Genomic DNA, 19,915 nt, shown 5'->3' on the forward strand with positions numbered 1-19,915 from the left:
TTTCATCTTGCCAGAAATGGCCGCTCCTTTCTCATCTATTTTGCGCTTCTCGCAATAAAATTACTCTCCGGTGTTTCGTTTTGCAAGAACCTCAATTTATTCAAAAAACGCATTTTTTTCTTTCTGGAGGTTAGCTAACTTTAAATGTCTTACAATTACCTCAAAGCAATAAACATGCCCAAAAGAAATAATTATTTAAATCAATAACTTAGTCAGGATTATTCTCGAACAAAAAACTAAGTGTAAAATTTTTCGACAAAACTAATACTTAAAGCATGAGATATTCAGCACCCAACGATCGCACGCCTTCGTCATCTCTCTTCAGTCTTTTGTCACCATTGGGTATTTTTTAAACAGATCATTTCTTGAGTCGCTTTATTATTTAATAATTCATATACTCCCCTCTAAAAATACAAAATACGTTGAATTATCCAATGAAAGTATGGACAATAAAAATTTACTCCATGTGAGTATGCTTAAAAATATAGTCATCATCACTCAAACTTGCATGCCCACCTCTACCTCAGCACATCTGTTTTCTCTAAACGACCGTTAAAAATATATTTATACAAATAACGTCTATCCATATGTCAAAACTACATATAAGCAAATAAAGACTAAGTAGTTTGGATTAAGGCTCAGATTCTTTACTATGCTGTTACTTTCAACATGGTGATATGAACGGGGTAGTATGGATTTAGGCTATGTAGCGTCCGGTTTTGCAGTAGGTATTTTGGTAGGGCTGACTGGCGTTGGTGGCGGATCGCTGATGACACCTTTGTTGACTCTGCTGTTTGGCGTGTCACCCACCGTTGCGGTCGGTACCGACTTAGCATTTGCGTCGATTACTAAAGCGACCGGCACTTTTACCCATCGCTTACGTGGCACAGTGGACTGGCATGTGGTGCGCTTGCTGTGTTACGGCGCCCTTCCGGCAGCATTGATTGCTACGCTGAGCCTGAAACATTTTGGCGCTCTGGATAAAGAAATCGGTCAGATTATTCGTTATTCTATTGCCGGTTCGGTGCTGTTGACCGTGGTCGCCTTACTGTTTAAGTCTAAAATGCTGGCATGGCTTAATCGCCATCCAGAGAAGCAATTGCAAGGTACGCAATTGGCTGCGGCGACTATCGTTTCTGGCGTTTTGCTGGGCACCTTGGTAACCGTTTCCTCTATCGGCGCCGGTGCAATTGGCGCGACCTTGCTAGTGATGTTGTACCCACGGATGTCTGCTGCGCACATTGCCGGGACTGACATTGCGTATGCGGTGCCACTGACTGCCATTGCTGCCGTCGGTCACTGGTGGTTAGGATCAATCAACTGGGAGTTGCTGGGCACCTTGTTAATAGGTTCATTGCCTGGCATTACGATAGGCTCCATGGCGGCGCGTGCCGTACCGGAAAAATTTTTGCGTGGACTGTTAGCGACAACCTTAACTATTGTTGCCGCTAAGCTGGTTCTTTAAACTGTAATTTTGAGCGTATTTTTTTAGGACCTCACAATGTATCGCTACGATCAACACGATCATCAAATTATCAAAGAACGTATCGCTCAATACCGCGATCAAGTACGTCGCCGCTTGTCGAACGAATTGACGGAAGAGGAGTTCTTACCGCTACGTTTGCAAAATGGTTTATACATGCAGCGCCATGCCTACATGTTACGTGTAGCTGTACCCTACGGAATGTTGTCTTCTACCCAGATGCGTAAGTTTGCCCACATCGCACGTAAATACGATCGCGGTTATGGCCACTTTACGACACGTCAAAATATCCAGTACAACTGGATCACACTGGAAGAAACGCCGACCATTTTAGAAGAACTGGCATCGGTAGAAATGCACGCCATTCAAACATCCGGTAACTGCATGCGTAATATCACCTCGGATGAATTTGCCGGCGTTGCTGCGGATGAGATCATTGATCCACGTCCTTATGCAGAAATTTTGCGTCAGTGGACGACCTTCCATCCTGAGTTTGCTTATTTACCGCGTAAGTTTAAGATCGCCATCAATGGTTCCTTAGAAGATCGTGCTGCGATTGCGGTGCATGACATCGGCTTAACGGTGGTGCATAACGAGCAAGGTGAAGTCGGTTTTAAAGTTATGGTTGGCGGCGGCATGGGTCGCACACCGATACTTGGCAGCGTGATCCGTGAGTTTTTGCCGTGGCAACACGTGATGACTTACCTGGAAGCGATCCTGCGTATTTATAACCAATACGGTCGCCGTGACAACAAGTACAAAGCGCGCATCAAAATCCTGGTAAAAGCCATCGGCGCTGATATATTTGCCCAGCAAGTGGAAGAGGAATGGGCTGACATCAAGGATGGTCCAGCGACTCTGACAAAAGAAGAATTGCAGCGTGTTGCGTCTTACTTTAGTACGCCCGCCTATGCCACATTGCCTGCAACTGATGCTAGCTATGAACAACATAAGCAGGACAATAAAGCCTTCGCTAATTGGGTAAAACGTAATGTCAAACCACATAAAGTTGCGGGCTATGCAAGCGTAGTCTTGTCTTTGAAAAAGCCAGGCGTACCGCCAGGTGATGCAACTGCGGAGCAAATGGATTTTATGGCGGATCTGGCCGATCGTTATAGCTTCGCCGAACTACGCGTCACACATGAACAAAATATCGTGCTGTCTGATGTGCAGGAATCTGCCTTATTCGCGCTCTGGCAAGAAGCAAAAGCGCATGGACTGGCAACACCGAATATTGGCTTATTGACCGATATGATTTGCTGCCCGGGTGGTGATTTTTGCTCGCTGGCAAATGCAAAATCGATTCCTATTGCTCTCGATATTACAGACCGTTTCGCCGACCTCGATTATCTGCATGACATCGGAGATTTAGAACTCAACATGTCGGGTTGTATTAATGCCTGCGGTCATCACCACATCGGCAATATTGGCATCTTGGGTGTGGACAAAGATGGTAGCGAGTTTTACCAGGTCTCGATTGGTGGTGCGCAGGGCAACAAAGCTGCGATTGGTAAAATCATCGGCCCCTCGTTCTCAGCTGGACAAATGCCAGAAGTAATCGAACGGATTATTCAGGTGTATTTGCGTGATCGTATTGAGAACGAACGTTTTATAGATACAGCTCAGCGTTTAGGTATTGTGCCGTTTAAAGAATATGTCTATGCCACACCGATCAAAACGCTGGAACATTACGGCGAAGATGCTGGTGCGGCAGTGTCGTACTGATCTACTTTAGGACTTATGTAAAATTGTCCCAGCAAGGCGTAGCGACGAAGATAGTACTTTAGTACAGCTAGGAGCTGCAACGCAGTTGGGGCAGTTTTGCGTAAGTCCTATATTTTTGAGAAAGAATTTATATGCGTGCAATAATCAAAGATAAGACCATCGTTCAGGACGACTGGGCAGTATTACGCCTGGCTGAGGGCGAGACGCCAGATGCTGTCGCCATTCCAACGGGCAAAGTCATTGTGCCGCTAAAAGTATGGCAATTGCAACGTGAATCATTGGCTAAACGTCAGCAAGAATCGCAAGATATTGCCATCTGGTTTGGTAGTGATGAACAAGCGAAGGAATTAAAAGAGGATCTATCACTGTTCAAGTTAGTGGCAGTTGATTTTCCTAAATTTTCGGATGGCCGTGGTTACTCGATTGCCTACAATTTAAGATCACGTTTTGGTTTTACAGGTGAAGTACGCGCAATCGGTGATGTGTTACGTGACCAGTTATTTTATATGCAGCGTGTTGGATTTAATGCCTTTGCAACGCGTGAAGATCGCAGTATTCAAGACGCGATCAAAGGTCTGACTGACTTCAGCGAAAAGTATCAGACCTCATGGGATGAGAAGAATCCGCTATTCCGTCGTGAGCATAGAACTACGGAGCAAATATGAGCGATTTTACAAATGAGCTAGCCGATAAATTGTCGGATAAATTGTCAGACACTAAGGCCACGCTACAACGCATCGCTATAGAATTTTCCCCGGCTGTGTTTGCCTCTAGTCTGGCGGCAGAAGACATGGTGCTGACCGATCTGATCTTGCGCAACAAACTTGCCATCGGTATTTTTTCGCTTGAAACAGGTCGCTTGCATGCAGAAACTTTAGGCATGCTAGACAAGATCAAAGAAGTCTATGGCTCTGAGATTCATTTATTTAAGCCCGAACCAGAAGCAGTTGCAAATTACGTTGCGCAAAATGGTTTAAACGCGTTTTACGATAGCGTAGAAATGCGCAAAGAATGCTGCCGTATCCGTAAAGTAGAACCGCTTAATCGCGCATTATCAGGCAATAAAGCATGGGTGACAGGACAGCGCCGTTCTCAAGCAGCAACGCGTACAGAACTCGCTGTACAAGAAGATGATGCGGCGCATGGTATGCAAAAATTTAATCCCTTGGCCGATTGGTCAGAGGAAGATGTCTGGCACTATATTCGCAGTAATAATGTGCCTTATAACCCTTTGCATGACAAAGGCTATCCATCAATTGGTTGTGAGCCGTGTACTCGCGCAATTACGCCTGGGGAGGATGTACGCGCAGGCCGCTGGTGGTGGGAAAATCCTGAATCAAAAGAATGTGGTTTACATGTGGTTGATGGCAAGCTCATCAGAATTAAATCTATTGCCTGAAGATAGATAAATAAACAGTGATAGCTAAGCAGTAGTATTTCAAAAGTCATAGCCCAACAGTCAAAAGAAGATTATGAATACAGTCATGGAAAAACAATTTATCGATGCAGCGAGTAATCGCCATCTGGATTGGCTAGAATCCGAAGCCATCCATATCATGCGTGAAGTCGCTGCTGAGTGCACCAATCCTGCCTTACTATTTTCTGGCGGCAAGGATTCTGTTGTGATGCTGCGTATCGCAGAGAAGGCTTTTCGCCCGGGGAAATTCCCCTTCCCTTTAGTGCATATTGATACTGGTCATAACTTTGCCGAGGTCATCACTTTCCGCGACAAAAAAGTAGCTGAACTGGGTGAGCGATTGATCGTCGGGTCGGTGGAAGAGTCGATCAAACGCGGCACCGTACGATTACGGAATCCCTTAACCGATTCTCGTAATGCAGCCCAGGCTGTGACGCTACTAGAAACCATCGCGGCACATAAATTTGACGCTTGTATGGGCGGTGCGCGCCGTGATGAAGAAAAAGCACGTGCAAAAGAACGGATATTTTCCTTCCGTGACGAGTTCGGCCAATGGAATCCAAAAGCGCAACGACCAGAGTTGTGGGACTTGTATAACACTCGCGTCCATCCTGGCGAAAACATGCGTGTGTTCCCTATTTCTAACTGGACTGAGCTGGATGTCTGGCAATATATCGCACGTGAAAAATTGGAATTGCCATCCATTTATTTTGCTCATGAGCGTCAGGTTATTCCACGTAATGGCTTATTAGTCCCTTTGACAGAGTTGACACCAGCACGCGATGGCGAGACGGTAGAAACACAAGTGGTTCGTTTCCGTACCGTCGGTGATATCTCTTGCACCTGCCCGGTGTCATCCGACGCTGCGACAGTAGATGCCATCATTGCAGAGACAGCGATTACCCAAATCACTGAGCGCGGTGCAACCCGCATGGATGATCAGACATCAGAATCCTCAATGGAAAAACGTAAAAAAGAAGGATATTTCTAATGGCTACTTTGAATACGGCTGTGGCACCCATTTTAGCTGACGCTACCAGAGAACGCGGGCTACTACGCTTCATCACCGCAGGCTCAGTCGATGATGGCAAGAGTACGCTGATTGGTCGCTTACTCTTCGACAGTAAGGGTATTTTTGCTGATCAGTTAGATGCCATGTCACGTGCCAAACATAAACGTACTGTCGGTGACACCATTGACTTATCCTTGCTGACCGATGGCTTAGAAGCTGAGCGTGAACAAGGTATTACGATCGACGTTGCTTATCGTTATTTTGCAACGCCGAAACGCAAGTTCATTATTGCCGATACTCCGGGACATGAGCAATACACGCGCAATATGGTGACAGGTGCATCCACCGCTGACGCTGTGATCATTTTGATTGACGTTTCTAAGGTCAAATTAGGTGATGACGGCAGCGTGGATTTACTCACACAAACCAAACGCCACTCCACTATTGCGCACTTGCTGCAAATCGAACATGTGGTTGTTGCTGTAAATAAAATGGATTTGGTTAATTACGACCAAACTGTTTATGATCGCATCGTCGCTGCCTACCAAACATTCGCTCAGCAATTGGGCCTGAAAGATATTCACCCGATTCCGCTCTCTGCGTTGGCTGGTGATAACGTCGTTACGGCGAGTAATAAGCTGGCTTGGTATCAAGGCCCGACCTTGATTGAGTTACTGGAATCACTCAGCGTGTATGACGATTGCCATGACGAGCCGTTCCGTTTTCCGGTACAACTGGTAGCGCGTCATAACGGTCATGAAGCCAATGATTTCCGTGGCTATATGGGTCGAATCGAAGCTGGGAAAGTCAGCGTCGGTGACAAATTAGTAGTACAGCCTGGCGGACAATCTGCGACCGTCAAAGAGATTTTGACACTGGATGGTTCTTTACCATTTGCGGTGGTTGGTCAGTCTGTGACGATCTTGCTGGACGAGTATCTGGATATTTCACGCGGTGACATGCTGGCCTCTGCTAGTCGCCCCGCAACTCAGCTTAAAACATTGCAAGCCGATTTATGCTGGTTATCAGAAGATGCGATGGATATTGGCCGCAAATATTGGATTAAACATACGACCAAACAAGTAGCGGCAAAGGTAACGGCGATTGATACCTTATTAGATATCAACACGCAGGAGCGACGCACTGCAACAACGCTAAAACTCAATGATATAGCTACCGTCACGATCAACGTGGCGCAGCCATTGGCAGTCGATGCCTACGATGATTTGCGTTCGACTGGTGCGTTTATTTTAATTGATGAAGTGACCCACCAGACAGTGGCGGCTGGTATGATCAAATTAACTGAATCTACAGTCTAAGCTGACAAAACTATTATGCAGAAACCGGGTGGCAAAGTTTATTTAATTGGTGCTGGCCCCGGTGCTGCCGACCTCATTACCGTACGCGGTGCTCGCCTGCTGGCGCAAGCAGAGGTTGTTTTGCATGATGCCCTGGTAACGCCAGAAATGCTGGCACTTTGCCCGCAAGCGGTAAAAATTTCAGTCGGTAAACGTAGTGGCCAACGCTCTGCCGCACAATCGCAAATCAATCAACAAATCCTTGAATGTGCACAGCACTACGGCCTTGTGGTGCGTCTTAAAGGCGGCGATCCTATGTTGTTTGGGCGTGCCGATGAAGAGCTTACGGCTATGGAGCAAGCGGGTATTGAATATGCCATTGTGCCTGGCATCACCACTGCCGTTGCCGCCGCAGCCAGCGCCTGCCAGCCATTAACAAAACGTGGCATCGCCCGCAGCGTTGCATTCTTTACCTCCAGCACAGCACCGGGCGAAACATCAGATACTCGCATACCAGAATGCGATACCTTGATTCAATACATGGGCGGCAAAGAAGCTGCATTAACAGCACAGAGATTGCTGGCTTCAGGCTATCAACCGGACTTACCAGTCGTCGTGATAGAAAATTGCAGTCGTCCAAAAGAGCGTATTTTGCGACTGCAATTAAAAGAATTAGAAGATGGTCTTAGCGATTGCGAAGGCCCGGTACTGGTGATGATAGGTGAAGCGATGAAAAGTAGATCCAGCCAAACTTAGTCCAGAATCTGAGCCTGCCGCTGCCCCTAGCACTAGCCGCACACCCAGTTCAACCACACCTTAAATTACATCGACTTAATGCAGTAGTCACGAATTGCAGCTAACACCATAGCGTCCTCACCGACAGCTTCTGCGACCTTAATCGTCAAGCTAACATAGTCCGATCTTAGCTGATCAAGCAATATCGGCAAATCACGTAAAACATGACCGCCCTGTCCCAAAAAAATAGGCACGATGCTTATTTCTGTAATGTCATTATCGACCATCTGCTTGACCAAATCTGGCAAGCTCGGCGTCATAAATTCTAGAAACGCCAAGGCAACCGTGACATCGGGCAAACTGACCTGAGTCATTTGCTGCAAGCGTTGAAAAGGTGCTGCCCAACGTGGATCACGTGCACCATGCGCGAATAAAATCTGGGCTTTTTTTATTACTTTCGTCATATCAACTTCTCTCAACTCGCCAAAGGGCTGCCATCGCCATCAATAAAAATAAAACACTGGGGACTAATGCAGTCACTGGAGCTGGCCAGGTATTTAATAGTCCGACATGTGAAAACAGGCTATTGGTCAGATAAAAAACCATACCAATCATAATGCCGCTAAATATCTTCAGACTAACGCCACCGCTACGCGCATGCAAATAAGCAAACGGGAGAGCCAGCGCCATCATGACAAGAATCGCAAATGGGTAAGTCACTTTTTTCCAGAACGCGATTTCATAACGTTTTGTGCCTTGCTTATTGTCGGACAAATGTTTGGTATAAGCAGACAAATCGTAGGCAGACATGCGGTCTGGATCAACCAGCAAGACCGATAAAATATCTGGCGTGATTTCTGATGTTACATCCATGCTTGCACGCTTAACAGTCGATACGCTAGAGATATCCTGCATAGACAAACTCTTGGGGAAAGAGGTCTCACTGACGTTTTTCACCCGCCAGACATTAGCACCCATATATTCCGCTTCTTCAGCGACTACTTCTTTGGTCAGGTGAAACTGCTGATCAAACTCAAATACTTTAACCCCAAGCAATTGGCCTCTAGGAAGAACTTCTTTCACATTCAAAAATCGGGATCCGACAATATTGCCGGTCAATCCATGTTCACGAATCAAATCTTTAGTCCATAAACCGGATCGAAACTCCTGAGTGACCGCAGCACCAAGTGCGCTGAGTTTGACTTTTTCGGCTAATTTGGTCGTTACCGGAGAGATAAATTCACCGAATATAAATGTTACAACTACAAATACCAAACCAATTTTTGCCAGCATCGTACCCGCCATTACCGTTGACATACTGGCAGCGCGCATGATGGTAAATTCAGAATTCGAGGCAAACTGTGACAATACATAAATTGTCCCGATCAATACTGCGATTGGCATAAATTCATACAAGTAGCCAGGCAAACCCAGCACAACATAAAACAAAGCCTGTGGTAAGCGATAACCCGTTTTATTAATCGATTGCAGCTCTCCCATCAAATCGAAAAAAGCGAATAAGGATAGCAGGGCGAGCATGACGAATAACACGGCCCGGATAATTTCTGCGCCAAAATAACGTTGTAGTACTCTCATGACATGCACTTCTTTTTATTATTATCTCTACGCAAAGCGCATTTAAATTTAGACCAGAGTACCAGCGGATGGGCATTACTGTTGACGTATAAGCGCCATGAAAATAAAAATGCAACCAAGATTAATGTCAGCAAATGAACCGGCCACCAAGCCTGATTAAAACCAAAACGTCCCTGTACTACTGACGCTTGCATGATATTGATAAAGTTGAGATACATAATGACCAGTAACAGAGCGACGATGACATTTGCTGATCGCCCTACCCTAGGATTAACAAAGCCTAAAGGTATGGCTAACAGCAATAACACCACGCACATCAGCGGCAAGGAGACCCTCCACAACAGCTCACCCTGGTTAAAACTATTGGGGTCTTCTAATAACTGTTGCAGAGAAAGTGACTTGGCTGACTTATCACCAGCTTCAGCTTTCGTTTGTCCCGATACTAAAACGCCATATCGCTCAAACTGCATCATCTGAAAATCTGGCTCAGTTGCCAGACCATCGTAACGCCGACCTTGACTCATCACCAAAAACTTATCCCCTTTGGAGTCAATTTCTACTTTCCCTTCTTTGGCGACCACAATACTGGAGCGTCCATTTTTGAAGGTATTAATAAAAATATTCTGTACTTTGCTTAAATCGCCAGCAACTTCTTCTACAAAAAAGATCCTGTCTGTCGATGCAGATTCCTGGAACTTACCTGGCGCTACTTTGGCAATGTCTTCACGTTTTTCATACCGCTCTTTAAGCTCAGTACTTTGGCGATTCGCCCATGGCGTTGCGATAAAACTGAGCAACGTAGTCAACACAACGATGGGAGCACCGAAACGCAATACCGGTGCAATCCATTTCGTCAAACTCACGCCAGAGGCAAACCAGACCACCATTTCTGAGTCTTGATAAGTTCGCGTGACCACCATTAACACTGAAATGAAACTAGTTAAAATTAATAAAATCGGAAGATACTGCAAAGCGGAGAAGCCGATCAACTGGATGACATCCGAGGACGCTACTTTGCCGCCCGCAGCCAATCCAAGTATCTTGATCAGCATCCAGGTAACGGTAATAGTAAAGAGAATGGTGAAGACAGCGCCTGCGGCACTGAGTAATTCACGTCGAAGCGCGCGCTGAAAAATCATGGAGGGTTATAATATCGTTTTTACGAGACTTACAAAGAGGAGTAATACGTGGACTTTAGCATAAAAACATTCGACGCCAAAAGCACTGTGAATGCCACCAAAACTGGCTGCGTAGTTGTAGGCGTATTCGAAAACAAAAAATTATCCGCCTCAGCTTCCGCATTAGATAGCAAAGGCGACATCGCTGCTGCACTCAAATCCGGTGACATCACAGGCAAAATCGGCTCATCATTATTACTGCGCAATGTTGCCAACGTCTCAGCAGAACGTGTTTTACTAGTTGGTTTAGGCGAAGAAGCCGCCACCATATCAGAAAAAGCGTTCACGCAGGCAGTCAATGCCGCTGCACGTGCTTTGGCAAATCTAGGCGCAAATGACGCAACACTAGCTCTGCCATCAGTCAAAGAGCGTGACACTGCTTGGGTAATACGCACTGCTGTACTCGCTTTCCACGAATCGATTTTCCGTGCTGACGGCCTCAAAAGCAAAAAAGATACGACAAGCACTGGCGTTAAAAAAGTCGCTTTCGGCGTTGATGCAGCAGAAGCAACTGCTGCAAAAAATGCCCTGGCACAAAGCATTGCGCTGGCAAACGGCATGGATTTAACCAAAGAATTGGGGAATTTGCCTCCCAACATCTGCACGCCAACTTATCTTGCAACGACAGCGAAAAAAATCGCTACCGATTACAAAATGGGCATAGAAGTATTAGATCGCAAGCAATTGCAAGCGCTCAAAATGAATAGCTTTCTGTCAGTCACCAATGGCTCTGTCGAACCACCAAAGTTCATCGTGTTAAAACACATGGGCGGCAAAGCCAAAGATGCGCCAACCGTGCTGGTCGGTAAAGGTATTACATTTGACTCCGGCGGTATCTCGCTCAAAGGCGGCGCCGGTATGGATGAAATGAAATACGACATGGGTGGTGCGGCCTCTGTCCTCGGTACTATGCGTGCGATTGGCGAAATGAAGTTGAAGCTGAATGTCGTCGCAGTCATCCCAACTTGCGAAAATATGCCTTCTGGCAGTGCCACACGTCCGGGCGATATCGTTACATCCATGTCTGGTCAAACGATAGAAATTTTGAACACAGATGCAGAAGGTCGTCTGATTTTGTGCGACGCACTGACTTACACCGAGCGTTTCAAACCATCCGCCGTAGTTGACGTCGCAACACTGACCGGCGCTTGCGTCACGTCTTTAGGTCATCACAACACTGGCTTGTTCACACGCCATGACGCGGCACATGATGCGCTGGCGACTGAATTGCTGACCGCTGGTAAACAAACCGGTGATACCGCATGGCGTATGCCGATTGAAGAAGCTTATAACGAGCAACTGAAATCAAATTTTGCTGATATGGCGAATATCGGTGGTCCGGCTGGCGGCAGTATTACTGCAGCATGCTTCCTTGAACGCTTCACCAAGAAATATACTTGGGCGCATCTGGATATCGCTGGTACAGCATGGAAATCAGGTGCAGCCAAAGGCTCTACTGGTCGCCCAGTTCCTCTGCTGACAATGTTCTTAATCAATCGTGCTGGCTAAATCCGTCGGAGTTTGAAGGGAGTTCGTTGAGAAAACAACGCCTTCCCTAGTTTGAACGAAAATACGAAAAGCGTGCCTTGCCTTAGCATTGCACGCTTTTTATTTAGTATTTTATTTTGCACTTTATTTTGTACTTAAGGTCTTCGTTAAACTTAGCGTTTTTCGACTCATTAATAACTCTGTAGTCAGACAACGTCAACATTACGCCAACCACACCAACCACCTAACCTTGTAGCAGGATATCCATCATGAAATTAGTCACCTGGAATGTTAACTCCCTTAAGGTTCGCTTACCGCAAGTATTAACCTGGCTAGAGAGCAATCCCGTCGATGTCGTCTGCGTGCAAGAAACCAAACTCACGGATGATAAATTTCCGCAGGCGGAGATTGAGGCTGCGGGTTATCACGTGGCTTTTACTGGACAAAAAACCTACAACGGTGTCGCCATCATCTCGCGCCATGCGATGAGTGATGTGCAGAAAAACAATCCGCTGTTCCCTGATGAGCAACAACGCATCATTGCCGCCACGATCGAAGGGATACGCATCGTTTGTGCTTATGTGCCGAACGGACAGGCGCTGGACTCGGAGAAATATCCCTACAAATTAAGCTGGCTCGCCGCACTGCATCAATGGATACAACAAGAGCTACAACAATATCCTCAATTAGCCCTACTGGGTGACTACAACATTGCCCCCGAAGATAGGGACGTGCATGATCCCGCTGCCTGGGAAGGGATGAATTTAGTCTCTCCACCGGAGCGCGCCGCGTTGCAAGCATTGATTGATCTGGGTCTGAAAGACAGTTTCAGAATGTTTGAACAGGCAGATAAATCTTTTAGCTGGTGGGATTATCGCCAGTTGGGTTTCCGCTTGAACAAAGGTGTGCGTATCGACCATATTCTGTTGTCGGCGCCGCTGGCAGCACGTTGCACCGCTTGCGTCATCGACAAAGTACCGCGTAAATGGGAGCAACCATCTGACCACGCACCGGTGATTGCAACCCTGGATTAAGGATTTGAGCTGATGAAGGATGCGCTTTTCAAGATAGTTTTGACGCGAGTTTGTTGTAAATACGGCGCTCATGGCAAGCCGGGCAACGAAGAACCTCAAAAATGACCAGAAATGCGCCGTCAGCAATCAAACGGCACCTCTCGTGCATCTAAAGGAAAATCTTGGCTTAATATATACTCCTAATTAGTATAGCTAGAGTGTCCATATAATCATTGGACGATATGACATATTCCAAAAAAATATAGGGGAGTATATAAAAATAATGTCGAATTTACGCCTGCAAAAGTAAATCCTGGTCGGAAATAAATCACTGAAGAATGATTCCCGACTTATACGAATATCAGCTTGGCCACCGACTCGACTCAACATTCTTTCGCCCCGCTCATCTTGCTCAATTTCCATTGGAACCACGTTTCTTGCAGTCTGTCGCAAGTGAATTGAGCATCGCCAACTGCTTGCCTATCATGCACTCATTGCATCAACACAGAAGATGTTGATGTTCTTAACGATTTTTTAAGGGTGCCATCATGACAAACTCCACACGCAACTACCTCGTCACTTTTAGCGTTTTAGCGACGATCCTGGCTCTGATCTGCGCTACCTATTTTTCAATGGATTCCTCGTCAATCATGATCGATGGCGAATCCGTACACGGTTTTGCAGGGGTTGGCATAGCGGCAGGCGGCGTCATGATTGGGCTACTGGCGGTGGTTTTTGCCATTGGCATTACAGGCGTCGTACTGGCGGGTGTGTCGATATTTTTGGTGTTGTTATTTGCAGTGATTGCTGGTGCGATCCTATTGGCAATTCTTCCTGCCTTATTGCCCATACTGATCGTGATCGCCATCGTCACTCTGATCGTGAGAAAAAAATCGCCCTGATTAAAAAGTAGCTAAATCAAAAGTGTTGATAAATAAAAAATGCCGATAAAGATCGGCATTTTTTATTTCAGTCTACAAAACATCAGCGCTGCAAACTCTCCCACACTTTCTGCAAGCGCTTAACTGACACAGGCATCGGTGTACGCAACTCTTGGGCGAATAGAGAGACTCTCAACTCCTCTAGCAACCAACGGAACTCAGTCAATTTTGGATCAGCATCTGCACCGGATTTACGCGGCATTCTTTGCCACGGTTGGGCGACACTATTCCATTCGGCCAGCAATTTGGCATCACGTGCCGGGTCAGCCCGCAACTTTTCTAAGCGCACCGTAATCGCTTTCAGATAGCGTGGAAAATGCGATAACTGCGTGAAGTCATTCTCAGCAATAAAGCGCTTACCGATCAGTTGTTGTAACTGGGTTTGCAAATCCCGCTCGGCAAGCGCATGCGCTTTAATGCCCTGCAATTTTTTTGGTAAGCCGTGATATTCCGCCAAAATCAGTGCGGCAAGTCTGGCGATTTCATTGGCGAGTAAATTCAAACGCCCTTTGCCCTCTTCTCTGCGCTTATTAAACTCGCCAGAATTACTCGGTAAAGGATGCTGTAAACAAGCACGCTCAATCGCGGTCTGAATGATCTGATCACGCAACTCCTCTTGCGAACCAAAGACCATAAACTGCATGCCCATTTGCTGCAAACCCGGGATATTTTTTTCCAGAAATTTGACTTGCTCTTTCAATTGCAAAGCGAACAGACGCCGCATGCCTATGCGATGTACGCGTGCCGCTTCATCAGGATCATCAAAGACCTCGATATGGCAATGCGTGAGCTTATCAACCAGCGCCGGATAACCAATCAAGGTTTGCTTACCTTGCTGGACTTCAAGCAATTCTGGTAGCTCATCAAAAGTCCAGGCGGTCAGATTCTCTTGTAACTTTGCTTGCTGTACCGTGCTAGCTTTTGCCGTTGACGTCGCGGACAATACTTGAGTACGGCTCGCTGCAGCATGAGTATTAGGAGCAGCGACCGCCTTCACATTAGACGTATTGCTACTGGACTCCAGCAAGGCTAATTTTTCAGCAGAAGCAATTCGCTGAAAACTCTCCCTGGCTTGGCCGCCAAACTCGGCGCGCAAGGTCGATAGATTACGTCCCATTTCTAACTGACGACCATGCTCATCAACCACCTTAAAGTTCATGGTTAAATGAACCGGCAGAGTCTCAGACTTAAAATCCGTCGTTTTACACAGCAAACCTGTTTGCTCACGGATATCGGCGATTACTACGTCGATTAAATTACCGGTACCAAACTCATTGCGGTCACAAAAACCCGCTGCATAATCTGGCAGCGGCACACAATGACGGCGAATTTTTTGCGGCAAAGACTTGATCAGTAAATGCACTTTTTCTTTGAGCATCCCGGGCACCAGCCATTCGCTACGCTCCGCAGATACTTGATTCAGTGAGAACAAGGGCACGCTTAACGTAACGCCGTCACGCGGGCTACGTGGTTCAAAGTGATAACTGAGTTGCAGCGCAACGCCAGTCACTTGCATCGTTTTAGGAAATAAATCGGTCGTGATACCGGCCGCCTCGTGGCGCATCAGTTCGTCTTTATTCAGGTAGAGCAGCTTGGGATTTTCCCTCACTGCGTCCTTATGCCATTGCTCCAGCAATACCGCGTTGTACACACCGGCAGGAATATATTTATCGTAGAACGCTGCGATCAACTCGTCATCCACCAATACATCCAGACGGCGGGATTTATGTTCGAGATTTTCAATCTCGCGCACTAGCTTTTGGTTGTGTGCAAAGAAAGGTAAACGGGTATCCAGCTCGCCACCGACCAGCGCATCACGGATAAAAATTTCACGTGCCTCGGTGGGATGTGTCAAACCATATTGAATACGGCGCTGGCTATACACCACTAAGCCGTACAAAGTTGCCCGCTCGAACGCAGAAACTTGTCCAGTACGTTTTTCCCAACGAGGTTCACCGTAGGATTTTTTTAATAAATGGCCACCAATTTTTTCCAGCCATTCCGGCTGCAACTGGGCGATGCAGCGGCCATACAAACGCGTGGTGTCGACCAGCTCTGCCGCCATCACCCAACGCCCTGCCTTCTTCGCTAAAGTAGAACCCGGCCAGATATAAAACTTGATGCCGCGTGCACCCAGATAATGTGCCTCTTCATCCGACTTGTAGCCGATATTACCAAGCAGACCAGTCAGCAGCGCCATGTATAATTGTTCATACGTCGCTGGCGCTTCATTCATGCGCCATGCCTGCTCTTTTACAATCGTCAGTAATTGACTATGGACATCGCGCCACTCCCGCAACCGCATTTGCGAGAGAAAGTTCGCGCGGCAATTATCTTGTAACTGACGATTGGTTTTTTTGTGCTCTATCGCGTCTTCAAACCATTTCCAGATTTTGAGATACGAATTAAATTCTGATTTTTCATCCGCGAATTTCTTGTGAGCGAGATCCGCAGCAGCTTGTGCCTCCATCGGACGATCACGCGGGTCTTGTACCGATAAGGCGGCTGCAATAATCAGCACTTCGCTCAACGCATGATTATCACGCGCTGCCAGAATCATGCGTCCGACGCGAGGATCAAGCGGCAATTTAGCCAGTTGCTTACCGGTAGGCGTGAGCTGATTGCCCTCATCCATCGCGCCTAATTCTTGCAGCAACTGATAGCCATCCGCAATGGCACGACCGGGTGGCGGCTCGATAAACGGAAAGGTTTCAACATCGGTCAAATGCAGAGACTTCATCCGCAGGATAACGGCAGCCAAGGACGAGCGCAGAATTTCTGGCTCTGTAAATTTTGGTCGCTGAATATAATCGGTCTCTTCATACAAACGTATGCAAACGCCCGCAGCGACACGGCCACAACGACCAGCGCGCTGATTCGCCGCAGACTGAGCGACTGGTTCGATCTGTAATTGCTCGACCTTATTACGATAGCTATAGCGTTTGACGCGTGCCAGACCGGTATCAACTACATAACGAATGCCAGGTACTGTCAGCGATGTCTCTGCGACGTTCGTCGCTAGCACGATGCGTCGCGCGTTGCTAACCTTAAATACGCGCTCTTGCTCTTGCGCCGACAGACGAGCGAATAGTGGCAAAATTTCTACGTGATCTGGATGATGTTTGCGCAAGGCTTCTGCAGCGTCGCGGATCTCGCGCTCACCCGGCAGAAACACCAGTACATCGCCAGAACCAACCCGACATAATTCATCGACTGCATCCGTAATCGCCGTCATCAGGTCGCGTTCTTTATCCTTTTCATCTTCTTGCACCGGACGATAACGCACCTCAACCGGATACAGGCGGCCAGACACTTCAATCACCGGTGCTGGTTTAGGCTCCGGTCCGGCCGGATTGGCAGAATCGTCAGCAAAGTGATTGGCAAAGCGCTGTGCATCAATCGTCGCCGACGTGATAATGATTTTCAGATCACGGCGCTTGGGTAGTAGCTGCTTGAGATAACCAAGCAGAAAATCGATGTTCAGGCTGCGCTCATGCGCTTCATCGATGATGATCGTGTCGTATTGCCTGAGCAGCGGATCGGTCTGCGTCTCAGCCAGCAAAATACCATCCGTCATCAGTTTGACATAGGCCCCCTTGGTCAATGTGTCCGTAAAACGTACCTTGAAGCCAACATGCTCGCCCAGTGGCGAATTTAACTCTTGCGCAATCCGTTTGGCGGTCGATGAGGCCGCAATACGACGTGGCTGAGTGTGGCCGATCAAGCCTTTTAAGCCACGCCCCAGCTCCAGACAAATCTTCGGCAACTGTGTAGTCTTACCTGATCCGGTTTCACCACAGACAATAATGACCTGATGCTTTTGCAAAGCCTCGGCGATTTCGGCACGCTTACCCGACACCGGTAACTCTTCGGGATAAGTGATGATCGGGGGCGGGTTACGGAACGGTAGCACTTGCTCCCGCACGGTCGTTGTCCCACCCTGTCTAGTTTTAGCAGGCGGAGCAATCCCTCGATGATCTGAAGTAGTTGGGTGATTTTGCGCAGGCTGGACTGCCTTTGGTGGCGGCACAACGGGGATTTTAACCGCGTCCGGCTTCACTTCTAGCTTCACTTGTTGAGCCTGACGCAGGCTATCACGCAATTGACGTAAATCAGTCGTGGCTTTTTTGGGAGAATTTTTGGATGAATTATTAGCAGACATAGCGGAGCGCATTATAATCTGCCCATGGAAAATCCTGTTCAATTCGTTCAATGGCTGCGCTCAGTCGCGCCATATATTCACGCCTTCCGTGGCAAAACCTTTGTGGTCGCCTTCCCGGGTGAGCTAGTCATGGCGGGCGCTTTGCCAGTTCTGGCGCAAGATCTGTCGCTGTTACATGCACTAGGAATCAAAATTGTCATCGTGCATGGTTCACGACCACAGGTGGCTGAGCAACTGGCATTGCGCAGCGTGGAAGGCAAATTTCACAATGGCATACGCATCACCGACACCGCCGCGCTGGAGTGTTCTAAAGAAGCGGCTGGCGAGTTGCGACTGGATATTGAGGCTGCATTCAGCCAAGGTTTGCCAAATACGCCGATGGCACATTCTGCGATCAGGATCATCTCTGGTAATTTTGTCACGGCCAAACCGATTGGAATTGTCGATGGCGTTGACTTTGGTCTAACAGGGATTGCCCGCAAAGTAGCGTATGACACCATCCACTCGATTCTGGCTGCTGGCAGTCTGGTACTGCTGGGCCCCTTGGGATTTTCTCCGACGGGTGAGGCATTTAATCTGACAATGGAAGATGTCGCGGTGGCTGCTGCCATTGCATTGCGAGCGGATAAGCTGATCTTCATCAGCGAAACACCGATGATGCTGGACAAAGATAATGATGAGCTACGCGAGCTATCATCGGTACAGGCAGAGCAAGAAATCAAAGCAAATTATCTGCCGGCAGATTCTTCGTTTTATCTGGAACATGCGGTGAAGGCGTCACGCGGTGGCGTGCCTCGGGTACATATTGTGCCCTACAAACTGGATGGTTCTGCCTTGCTAGAGTTATTCACGCATGATGGAGTCGGCACGATGGTCAGCTATGAAAATCTGGAGAGCTTGCGTGAAGCCACGATTGAAGATGTCGGTGGCATTATTAAACTGATCGAGCCGCTGGAAGCCGACGGCACCCTGGTCAAACGTGGTCGTGAGCTGATCGAGCGTGAGATTAATTACTTCTCCGTGATTGAGCATGATGGTGTGATTTTTGGCTGCGCGGCGCTCTACCCTTTCCCTATGGAGAAAATGGGAGAAATGGCCTGCCTGACGGTCAATCCCGATGTGCAAAGTCAGGGTGACGGTGAACGGATCCTCAAACATATTGAAAAACGGGCAAGGCGAGCGGGTATCCATTCGCTGTTCGTTTTAACGACGCGAACCGAGCACTGGTTTTTAAAACGCGGTTTTGTCAAAGCGACCGTTGATGATCTGCCAAAGAATCGGCAAAAAATGTATAACTGGCAGCGCAAATCGCTGGTGCTGATTAAGCAGTTATAATCTTGAGCATCGCTGCAACCTCGGTTGTTATTTCTTAGGACTTACGCAAAATTGTCCCAGCAAGGCGTAGCGGCGAAGACAGTACTTTAGTACCTTACTTAGTACGAACGGACGCTACAACGCAGCTGGGGCGATTTTTCGTAAGTCCCTTTTCAAAGATTGATAGGAGTTTTACCATGGCCCGTACGGTCCACTGCATTAAGTTAGACAAAGAAGCTGAAGGTTTAGATTTTCCTCCGTATCCGGGTGAACTCGGTAAGAAAATTTACGAAAGCGTATCGAAAGAAGCCTGGGCTGCCTGGCTCAAACATCAGACGATGTTGGTCAACGAAAACCGTCTGAATTTAGCAGATACCCGCGCCCGTAAATATCTGGCAACACAAATGGAAAAACATTTCTTTGGCGATGGCGCAGATGCCGCAACTGGCTATGTACCACCGACTGAATAAGCCCAGCAGTTTAGCTGTCCAGATAAAACATATTAAGCCTCGCATCCTTGCGGGGCTTTTTTCATATACCTTGATGCTTAAAA

16 protein-coding genes are annotated in these 19,915 nt (G+C 47.4%); 12 read left to right on the top strand and 4 right to left on the bottom strand.

Annotated elements, in window-relative coordinates; translation table 11 throughout:
* The first annotated feature begins 691 nt into the window (after positions 1–691).
* The 7 genes from AAKU61_RS09345 (at position 692) to cobA (ending at position 7,691) form a co-directional block, all read left to right on the top strand.
* Positions 692–1,465 (top strand): sulfite exporter TauE/SafE family protein, encoded by a 774-nt coding sequence (locus AAKU61_RS09345; protein ID WP_322119648.1) that lies wholly within the window; start codon positions 692–694, stop codon positions 1,463–1,465.
* Between the two features lie 36 nt (positions 1,466–1,501).
* Entirely contained in the window at positions 1,502–3,208 is a 1,707-nt protein-coding gene (locus tag AAKU61_RS09350) for a nitrite/sulfite reductase (protein ID WP_354331609.1), read from the top strand.
* A 131-nt stretch (positions 3,209–3,339) separates the two neighbouring features.
* A complete protein-coding gene (locus AAKU61_RS09355; protein WP_354331611.1) occupies positions 3,340–3,873 on the top strand; it encodes a DUF934 domain-containing protein in 534 nt (177 codons plus the stop codon).
* Positions 3,870–4,607, top strand: coding sequence for a phosphoadenylyl-sulfate reductase (locus AAKU61_RS09360; RefSeq protein WP_354331613.1), 738 nt, complete (start codon positions 3,870–3,872; stop codon positions 4,605–4,607). Before AAKU61_RS09355 ends, AAKU61_RS09360 begins: the two co-directional genes overlap by 4 nt.
* A gap of 73 nt (positions 4,608–4,680) precedes the next feature.
* Complete coding sequence (gene cysD / locus AAKU61_RS09365) at positions 4,681–5,616, top strand: sulfate adenylyltransferase subunit CysD (RefSeq protein WP_354331615.1); 936 nt, start codon at positions 4,681–4,683, stop codon at positions 5,614–5,616.
* The gene (locus tag AAKU61_RS09370; protein WP_354331617.1) at positions 5,616–6,956 is read left to right on the top strand and encodes a sulfate adenylyltransferase subunit 1; all 1,341 of its coding nucleotides are present in this window, start codon (positions 5,616–5,618) and stop codon (positions 6,954–6,956) included. The genes cysD and AAKU61_RS09370 overlap by 1 nt, the downstream gene beginning before the upstream one ends.
* Before the next feature lie 15 nt (positions 6,957–6,971).
* The gene (gene cobA, locus AAKU61_RS09375) at positions 6,972–7,691 is read left to right on the top strand and encodes a uroporphyrinogen-III C-methyltransferase (RefSeq protein WP_354331619.1); all 720 of its coding nucleotides are present in this window, start codon (positions 6,972–6,974) and stop codon (positions 7,689–7,691) included.
* Between the two features lie 65 nt (positions 7,692–7,756).
* Here the strand turns inward: cobA and AAKU61_RS09380 are convergent, their stop codons facing one another.
* The 3 genes from AAKU61_RS09380 to lptF are packed head-to-tail and all read right to left on the bottom strand — an operon-like array spanning position 7,757 to position 10,405.
* Positions 7,757–8,134 (bottom strand): sirohydrochlorin chelatase, encoded by a 378-nt coding sequence (locus tag AAKU61_RS09380; protein ID WP_354331621.1) that lies wholly within the window; start codon positions 8,132–8,134, stop codon positions 7,757–7,759.
* A gap of 1 nt (position 8,135) precedes the next feature.
* Positions 8,136–9,266 (bottom strand): LPS export ABC transporter permease LptG, encoded by a 1,131-nt coding sequence (gene lptG / locus AAKU61_RS09385; RefSeq protein WP_354331623.1) that lies wholly within the window; start codon positions 9,264–9,266, stop codon positions 8,136–8,138.
* A complete protein-coding gene (lptF, locus tag AAKU61_RS09390; protein ID WP_354331624.1) occupies positions 9,263–10,405 on the bottom strand; it encodes an LPS export ABC transporter permease LptF in 1,143 nt (380 codons plus the stop codon). The genes lptG and lptF overlap by 4 nt, the downstream gene beginning before the upstream one ends.
* 48 nt (positions 10,406–10,453) lie before the next feature.
* On the opposite strand from lptF, the gene AAKU61_RS09395 reads away from it, so the two are divergent.
* From AAKU61_RS09395 to AAKU61_RS09405, 3 genes are all read left to right on the top strand, one after another.
* Positions 10,454–11,953, top strand: coding sequence for a leucyl aminopeptidase (locus AAKU61_RS09395; protein ID WP_354331626.1), 1,500 nt, complete (start codon positions 10,454–10,456; stop codon positions 11,951–11,953).
* 248 nt (positions 11,954–12,201) lie between these two features.
* Complete coding sequence (xth, locus tag AAKU61_RS09400; protein WP_354331628.1) at positions 12,202–12,966, top strand: exodeoxyribonuclease III; 765 nt, start codon at positions 12,202–12,204, stop codon at positions 12,964–12,966.
* A 527-nt stretch (positions 12,967–13,493) separates the two neighbouring features.
* Complete coding sequence (locus tag AAKU61_RS09405) at positions 13,494–13,847, top strand: hypothetical protein (protein ID WP_354331630.1); 354 nt, start codon at positions 13,494–13,496, stop codon at positions 13,845–13,847.
* Positions 13,848–13,929: 82 nt separating this feature from the next.
* Here the strand turns inward: AAKU61_RS09405 and hrpA are convergent, their stop codons facing one another.
* On the bottom strand, positions 13,930–18,048 hold the full coding sequence (gene hrpA, locus AAKU61_RS09410) for an ATP-dependent RNA helicase HrpA (RefSeq protein WP_354331632.1): 4,119 nt from the start codon (positions 18,046–18,048) through the stop codon (positions 13,930–13,932).
* A 24-nt stretch (positions 18,049–18,072) separates the two neighbouring features.
* On the opposite strand from hrpA, the gene argA reads away from it, so the two are divergent.
* Positions 18,073–19,383, top strand: a complete 1,311-nt coding sequence (gene argA, locus AAKU61_RS09415) for an amino-acid N-acetyltransferase (RefSeq protein ID WP_354331634.1) — start codon at positions 18,073–18,075, stop codon at positions 19,381–19,383.
* Positions 19,384–19,559: 176 nt separating this feature from the next.
* Entirely contained in the window at positions 19,560–19,832 is a 273-nt protein-coding gene (locus AAKU61_RS09420; RefSeq protein ID WP_322119672.1) for an oxidative damage protection protein, read from the top strand.
* Positions 19,833–19,915: the final 83 nt, after the last annotated feature.

The sequence above is a fragment of the Undibacterium sp. GrIS 1.2 genome (assembly GCF_040544435.1).
Lineage (GTDB): Bacteria > Pseudomonadota > Gammaproteobacteria > Burkholderiales > Burkholderiaceae_D > Undibacterium.

Bases quoted from the DNA above. Each gene is read 5' to 3' on its own strand.
- AAKU61_RS09345 (WP_322119648.1), top strand. From the start codon at position 692: ATGGATTTAGGCTATGTAGCGTCCGGTTTTGCAGTAGGTATTTTGGTA.
- AAKU61_RS09350 (WP_354331609.1), top strand. From the start codon at position 1,502: ATGTATCGCTACGATCAACACGATCATCAAATTATCAAAGAACGTATC.
- AAKU61_RS09355 (WP_354331611.1), top strand. From the start codon at position 3,340: ATGCGTGCAATAATCAAAGATAAGACCATCGTTCAGGACGACTGGGCA.
- AAKU61_RS09360 (WP_354331613.1), top strand. From the start codon at position 3,870: ATGAGCGATTTTACAAATGAGCTAGCCGATAAATTGTCGGATAAATTG.
- cysD (WP_354331615.1), top strand. From the start codon at position 4,681: ATGAATACAGTCATGGAAAAACAATTTATCGATGCAGCGAGTAATCGC.
- AAKU61_RS09370 (WP_354331617.1), top strand. From the start codon at position 5,616: ATGGCTACTTTGAATACGGCTGTGGCACCCATTTTAGCTGACGCTACC.
- cobA (WP_354331619.1), top strand. From the start codon at position 6,972: ATGCAGAAACCGGGTGGCAAAGTTTATTTAATTGGTGCTGGCCCCGGT.
- AAKU61_RS09380 (WP_354331621.1), bottom strand. From the start codon at position 8,134: ATGACGAAAGTAATAAAAAAAGCCCAGATTTTATTCGCGCATGGTGCA.
- lptG (WP_354331623.1), bottom strand. From the start codon at position 9,266: ATGAGAGTACTACAACGTTATTTTGGCGCAGAAATTATCCGGGCCGTG.
- lptF (WP_354331624.1), bottom strand. From the start codon at position 10,405: ATGATTTTTCAGCGCGCGCTTCGACGTGAATTACTCAGTGCCGCAGGC.
- xth (WP_354331628.1), top strand. From the start codon at position 12,202: ATGAAATTAGTCACCTGGAATGTTAACTCCCTTAAGGTTCGCTTACCG.
- AAKU61_RS09405 (WP_354331630.1), top strand. From the start codon at position 13,494: ATGACAAACTCCACACGCAACTACCTCGTCACTTTTAGCGTTTTAGCG.
- hrpA (WP_354331632.1), bottom strand. From the start codon at position 18,048: ATGTCTGCTAATAATTCATCCAAAAATTCTCCCAAAAAAGCCACGACT.
- argA (WP_354331634.1), top strand. From the start codon at position 18,073: ATGGAAAATCCTGTTCAATTCGTTCAATGGCTGCGCTCAGTCGCGCCA.
- AAKU61_RS09420 (WP_322119672.1), top strand. From the start codon at position 19,560: ATGGCCCGTACGGTCCACTGCATTAAGTTAGACAAAGAAGCTGAAGGT.